The 6,993-nt window shown below is 35.0% G+C and carries 7 protein-coding genes; 1 reads left to right on the top strand and 6 read right to left on the bottom strand.

The window, feature by feature from the left end; genetic code table 11:
* A partial coding sequence (locus ACOVQ4_RS21060; RefSeq protein ID WP_421822569.1) for a hypothetical protein occupies positions 1–228 on the top strand: 228 nt, incomplete at its 5' end.
* 64 nt (positions 229–292) lie between these two features.
* On the opposite strand, the gene ACOVQ4_RS21055 is transcribed toward ACOVQ4_RS21060, so the two are convergent.
* The 6 genes from ACOVQ4_RS21055 to ACOVQ4_RS21030 form a co-directional block, all read right to left on the bottom strand.
* Entirely contained in the window at positions 293–922 is a 630-nt protein-coding gene (locus ACOVQ4_RS21055; RefSeq protein WP_421822568.1) for a carbonic anhydrase, read from the bottom strand.
* Positions 923–1,099: 177 nt separating this feature from the next.
* Positions 1,100–2,695, bottom strand: coding sequence for a SulP family inorganic anion transporter (locus ACOVQ4_RS21050; RefSeq protein WP_421822567.1), 1,596 nt, complete (start codon positions 2,693–2,695; stop codon positions 1,100–1,102).
* 207 nt (positions 2,696–2,902) lie between these two features.
* Positions 2,903–3,226, bottom strand: coding sequence for a hypothetical protein (locus ACOVQ4_RS21045; RefSeq protein WP_421822566.1), 324 nt, complete (start codon positions 3,224–3,226; stop codon positions 2,903–2,905).
* Between the two features lie 382 nt (positions 3,227–3,608).
* A complete protein-coding gene (locus ACOVQ4_RS21040; protein ID WP_421822565.1) occupies positions 3,609–4,991 on the bottom strand; it encodes a sensor histidine kinase in 1,383 nt (460 codons plus the stop codon).
* A gap of 12 nt (positions 4,992–5,003) precedes the next feature.
* Positions 5,004–5,681, bottom strand: a complete 678-nt coding sequence (locus ACOVQ4_RS21035) for a response regulator (RefSeq protein ID WP_421822564.1) — start codon at positions 5,679–5,681, stop codon at positions 5,004–5,006.
* A gap of 615 nt (positions 5,682–6,296) precedes the next feature.
* Positions 6,297–6,653 (bottom strand): hypothetical protein, encoded by a 357-nt coding sequence (locus tag ACOVQ4_RS21030; RefSeq protein WP_421822563.1) that lies wholly within the window; start codon positions 6,651–6,653, stop codon positions 6,297–6,299.
* Between the last annotated feature and the right edge of the window lie 340 nt (positions 6,654–6,993).

Genomic DNA, 6,993 nt, shown 5'->3' with positions numbered 1-6,993 from the left:
TGCCTAAATGAATCTAAGTTTGCTTACTTACGTATCCAGCAGAAACATTCCAATTATGAGTTATCTCGAATTTTTAGGATTGGGATTATTCATCAAGTATTTATCAAAAAAGCGGTCGAAAATAGGTTTTTCGATCGCTTTTTTGATACTATTCAAGATTTTACTCGGCTCAAGATAAGATTGTTGAGAGGCTTTGATTGCTTCTCCACTACTAGCCTAGAATTGTAACATAAAGACCCATTCGTTTAATCACTCAACAAAGGATAATTGATGTTTTGGTGGGTCATTAGTATTACAAACTATATCTAAAAATCGGATCTATCTGATCAGGGGAATCGATATTCAAGACTTCTTTGATGAGTCCTGTATTCAAATCGAACACCCATCCGTGAAGGTGAGGATACTCTCCATTTTGCCAAGCATGCTGGATAATTGTTGTTTTAGCCAAATTCCTCACTTGCTCATGAACATTAAGCTCCACAAGACGGTTGAATCGTTGGTGTTCATCTTCAATATTCCCTAATTCCACTTCATATTTTGAATAGACCTCTTTGATATTGCGAAGCCACTTGTTAATGAGTCCAAAATCGTGATTGCCCATTGCGGCTTTTACTCCGCCACAGTTATAATGCCCACAAACGATAATATGTTTTACTTGAAGTACCTCTACCCCATATTGTAGCACCGACAATAAATTCATGTCTGTATGCACTACCATATTGGCTACGTTTCTGTGAACAAATACATCGCCTGGTTGCGTATTAGTAATCTCCTCTGCCGGAACGCGACTGTCAGCACAACCTATCCACAGAAATTCGGGATTTTGGTCTTTTGCTAATCTTTCAAAATAGGTCTCGTCCATCGACAAGCGGTCTGCAGCCCAAGCTTTATTATTGAGCAATAATTTTTTGTAATCTTTCATCGAAACTTGTTTGTAACTTATAAATACCCTGGTTTTATGTCAAAGTAGAAGGTTTATTGTAAGAGCGTATTAGTAATATGATAAATTGAGAACCTTATTCGTAAAAGTATTAGGTATCCTTGCTTTTCAATAACAGTTGATGAAGTTTTAAGACTAAAATCTTCACAAATGTACGAATTAATGATTGGAAACCTCCTCTGGCAGATAATCATTTATGTCGCCTTGAAGTTTTCGGGATACTTTTTTGAAATCTACTTCAATATTTCGTTGAAAGGCACTTGCTTTAAACTCATACAACAAATTGTAAATATCGTGATCTATAAAGTGTGCTTTGGTAGCATCGATATACACGGCGTCGCCCTCTTCTAATCCTAACAAAATCTGCTTTACTTTAGGTTTGTTCAAAAATGAAACATCTTTATTAAACTTTATCAATACATGTCTTCCTTCCCTTACCATTGAAATTGCTGAGTGAAAATTGGTAAAAAGAACGAATATCAAACCTACCGCTGTGCCCACAAAGATACCAAACAACAAATCCTTAAATACAATCACCAAAATCGTGATTGCGAAGGGAATCCACTGATCGTATCCTTCTTTAAAAACCCTCCTAATTACTTTAGGATGTGCCAGCTTATAGCCTACCGTTAGAAGTATAGCGGCCAATGATGACAAAGGAATTTTATTTAATAAACTAGGTATCAACAACACCGAACCCAACAGCAGTATTCCATGCACCAATGAAGACATACGTGTACGACCGCCAGAATATACATTAGCGGAGGTTCTAACTACTACAGAGGTGATGGGTAAGCCGCCAATCAAACCTGCAATGATATTTCCAATACCTTGAGCTACTAATTCTTTATCGGGAGAGGATTGTCGTTTGAGCGGGTCTATTGCATCGGATGCCTCCAAATTTAGAAGCGTTTCCAAACTAGCTACGATGGCCAGGGTGAACGCTACCACATATACTTTGGGAGTCATCAATGCCGAAAAATCAGGAAATGAAAGCGCTGCCATAAAATCTTGCATACCATTCATTTTTGGAATATTCACCATGTGCATGGGAGAGTTTCCTAGATAATAGGATGGTTGATAGATACGAAAGGCTTCATTCATTAATATCCCCACAACCACAGTAACCAAAGCTGCTGGAATCATCGCAAAAATGCCTTTTTTCCTTTTGGAGGCCTTTTCCCAAAATATAATTACGCCCAAACAAACAAGAGCGATTGTCACAGCGCCATAGTTAAAATCTATCACTGAGCGAATCAATTCTGTAAAGGTATTTTGATGATCGGCGACTTGCTCGAACTCAAATTCACCTTCATAGTCTTGGTCGTCGCCAAGTGCATGAGGAATTTGCTTTAATATAATCACAATTCCAATGGCCACCAGCATTCCTTTTATTACGCTTTCGGGGAAATATGCACTAAATTTCCCAGCCTTTATAAGGCCTAAAACTAACTGCAAGACCCCCGCCAAAACTACCGCCACCAAGAAGCCTTGAAAGGAGCCAATATCATGTATGGCCGTTGCTACTATAACGGTTAGGCCTGCGGCAGGACCACTTACAGATATTTCAGAACCTGACAATAATGCGACAAATGTACCGGCTACAATACCAGCCAGAATCCCAGAGAAGAGAGGTGCGCCAGATGCCAAGGCAATACCTAAGCAAAGTGGAAGAGCAACCAGATATACCGACAAACCTGATTTCCAGTCGCCCTTTACCAAGGCGTCTTTGTAATATTGAACTGAGTTATTCATATTGTTTGATGTTGGTTTATTATAACATTCGAGCCTCGGGAGCTCTAGTAATTCTACATCAAACTTATGTTTTTTTTAGATTAGATTAGAGTACGATTAGAAAATTTTTGCTAAAAAAGCATATATTTTATAACTATTTCAATATAAAACAGGATAAAATATACAAAAAATACCTTTTTTGGTCAATAATTAAAAAAATTCTAATGTCTATCTAATGGCAGATTCGAGGAGAATTACATTCTCATTCTGGGGAGTAACGATTCGACGAGAAGATTTGGAGTGACGAATTAGCTTTTTCTTGAGTCTTTCAATTTCTTTATCTGATTCAAGCTTACTGGCAAGCGTCGAGTCTTGTTTGATAAGTGCTTCACGGAGATTTTCAATAACGACTATTCTTTCGCGCCATTGGTACCAATTAAATACAATTGAACCAATAAAACATAACGTTATAATGCCAATTACCAAATAGAGTTTGGATATGGCATGAGATTTTACAACGGTATTGGTATCTTTTTGGTTGATGACTATCATAATTCTTTTGATCAAAAACGATTTACCTCCTACACTTTCCAACTACACTATGGAGTTTACAAAACAGATATAATTTTGCAGTTCGCTTACAATCACTAAAATACAGATTAACAGACACTTAGGCCTATTTTATGATAAGTTAAAAAAAAAATTAAACTTACGCAAATATCAATTATAGAGATTAGAGAACTGTGGTATCAAAAAAAAGTTTCTGCAGCTTTATAAAACCGCAGAAACTAAGCACCTTAAACACCTATATTAATAGTACTAAAATCCTTTGAAGTACCGAAAACTTTTAGCTTTTACTCCTTTCTTTCCTTTATGTTTTCTAAAATAAAATTACGCATCAATCTTTAAGAATAAATGAATATAAAATTAAAATCTAGTTAATATTTATGATTTTTTCATTAAAAAATTGCACTTTAAAAACAGTCCTGTCAGCATTCGATTCTTTAATAAATAAATCACCTTTATGAAGCTTGATGATACGCTCAGATAATGGCAATCCGATGCCATAGCCGCGGGTATCTGCTGTTTTTTTGGAGCGGAAAAAAGGCAAAAATATCAGCTTTTGGTCTTTTGAATCAATCGCTACGCCTCTATTGATAAATTCCAAAAAAAGTCCTTTATCAAATCCTATATTTACGCTTACAGTTTGGTTATTAGAAAATTTACAACCATTTTCTATCAAATTAGTAAACGCCACTTTCAACAATTGTGCGTTACCAAGGATACTCAATTGCTCATCTGAATCGATATTTTCAGAAAACTCTATTGAAATACCATAACTTTTATGAACTTTCAATAAAGAACTTCTAGCCTCCCAAATAATATCGTCTATTCTGACGCTCGTAAATCTATTGGGTAAACTATCATCACTTAATTTAGTGAGCTCGAGTAACGTATTGGTCAGGAGGTTCAAGTCTTTTACATCTTGCAAAACAGACTGCATAGTTTCTTGATATTCTTCTTCCGTCCGCCGATTCAAAAGCGCCACGCTTAGTTGCGAAATAATTTTGGTAAGAGGATTTTTTAACTCATGACTCACATTAGAAATAAATACCTGCTGGTGTTGAAAAGCCTCCTCAACCCTCGTAAGAAGATTATTAAAGGTAAAAGTAAGCTGACCTATTTCATCCTTTACATTTCTAACTTTTAATCTTTTTTTGAGGTTATTGGGATAAATTTCATTCATTTCATTAATAACCTCCGCAATAGGTAAAAGTGCCCTTCCTGCAAAAATCCAACCAAAAATGGCTGAAGTAACCACAATAATCATATACAAGGAAATGAGAATTCGTTGCAAATCTCTTAGGGTTTCCAAACCTTGTTGGTCTACACCACCTGCCAACACTAATAATCGATTGTATTTGTCATAATAAGGAATTCCAAGAATTTGAATATCCTGATAGGTTGTAGTAGCGGTACCTTCTAATCGAACATCATTCAAAAACTTCCGGGTTACAACTACCTTTACTGTATCATTATTGGTGTAAATTTCCTCATTTTTGTAGTTATAAATCGAAATCTTTTCTTTGTATAAAACGTCTTTATTGGTCTTTTCAATTACCTTCAAAAGCTTTGAGTCAATTTGATCAACCTTTACTAACAACTCGGCGGTAGTGATGGCTTTGGAACGCAAACGAGAGTAAAATCTCTCTTCGATGTAGGTATGTGTAAAATAATAAATCCCTAAAAATGACAATAGCACAATTAGGGATACCAAAAGGGTAAACTGTAAAGTAAGTTTGAAGCGAATACGCATTGCCTTGAGCTTTTATTCTGATTTCAAAACATAACCCATGCCATATACATTATGAATGAGCTTTTGAGGAAAATCCTTATCTACTTTTTTTCGCAATAAATTGATGTAAACTTCTATTACATTGGTTCCAGTGTCAAAACTCACATCCCAAACCTTCTCTGCAATTTCGACCTTCGACAATACTTTTCCTTGATTGCGTAACAACATTTCCAAAAGCTCAAATTCTTTGGCTGTTAAAGGTATCTTTACCCCCGAACGTGTTACAATCTTTGAATCTAGGTTCATCTCTAAGTCCATAAAAGTGAGCGTATTTTTATGAATACTTACTCCTGTACTTCTTCTGGAAAGAGCCCTGATACGCGCAAGAAGCTCTACAAATTCGAAGGGCTTTACCAGATAATCGTCGGCACCAGCATCAAAACCAACCACTTTGTCTTGTAAATCTCCCAAAGCCGTAAGCATAAGAATAGGTGTTGTGATACCTTCCTTGCGTAATTCTTTACAAAGCTCGATACCATTGAGCCCTGGCATTATTATATCCGACACGATTACATCGTAGGTATTTTTTTTTGCCAAATGCTTGCCTATCAATCCATCATAACAATAATCTACCTCAAAACCAGACTCTTTTAGGCCTTTGCTCAACGATTGAACGGTTTTTGCTTCATCTTCTATCAGTAATAACTTCATAAGGTTATTGTTTTATCACTTTCGTCGATACCAGCCAATTCAGTTACTGGTATGTAATATTTATCCAAAACTACGCAAAAAACGCTTATTTCTAACATTTAGTTTGTTAGTCTATGCTTTAAAACCCCCATAAAACAACATTGGGTTGACGAATATCGTCAACCCAATAGATATAATAAACCACATACAAACTAAATTATTGCTATAATCAGTTTTCTAATTTCAGGCACTTATTTCAAAGTGCTAGACTCTGATGAGTCTTAACCAAATTGGCTTCCTCACAAACCTTTCCATACCAATATTGGCGTATTTGTTACCCATCATGGGTATATGTTGAGACTAATATCCGCAAAAAACCGTTGCCTTATCTAGTCATCTATATGTTTTGCCCCTACCTTGAGAAAACTATAGTTTCAGAAAACTAACCTTAAGCAAGTTTTCTATTATCTATTAAAACTAATTATTGGTTAAAATCAAAAGACATCGATGTAGGAAGAGGACGCACCGCATACAAAACTGTGAATCGATTATTTCTAAAGAAAATATTTTAAAAAGTACAAAATGTACTAATCTAAACATATTCTTTTGAAAAGAAATATGGAAACCGATAAAATCCTAAATCCTAAAATTATTAAACAGCACAAAAAGCTGTTGATTTGAAGGGTACTTTTGGAGGAATATATTATTGATCTTGCGATTTTGTTCCGTTACAAGTGGATTAGTAAATAAGTTGTAGAAATAATTATCAGTGATGATATCAGATGAAATGAATGAATCTTGTAAATCTTCTTCATTTTCTTCACTTTCTGAAATATTTTGCTCGGTGTATTGAAAATTGGTATTGTCTTTGGCAGCGGTCAGATGATATTTTTTAAGACAATCCTTAGCCTGTTCAAGGTCAGAGGCCATAGAAACTGCCACCTTGAAACTGACAAGAACGAAGATAAAAAATATTCTTAAATAAACTCTCATGTATCTGCTGTGAAAGACTTAATATCACTGTTTTGTGACTTATGACGACAAATTAAAAAAATGGTTTAATTATATGACAATAAATCTTATATTTTTTTTTACTCAAATTGAATTTTACTTTAAAAAATACAATTAAAAATTACTTTAAAACAATTAAATAATTTTATTCAAAAAAAAATCCATCTGATAGTTAGATGGATTCGTTTAGAATATTAATAGTAGGAGAAAGCTTTTTGATAGATTAAGACAATTGCCTGCGGAGACACCGCTGTGTGACTCCGTCAGACATTGTACACCATTAACCATTTTTATAAACAAAAACTAACCAAATATCGAGTGC

The sequence above is a fragment of the Flectobacillus sp. genome (assembly GCF_049240685.1).
Classification (GTDB): domain Bacteria; phylum Bacteroidota; class Bacteroidia; order Cytophagales; family Spirosomataceae; genus Flectobacillus.
Note: the sequence above shows the minus strand (reverse complement) of the source record. Positions and strands in the feature narration are given on the sequence as shown.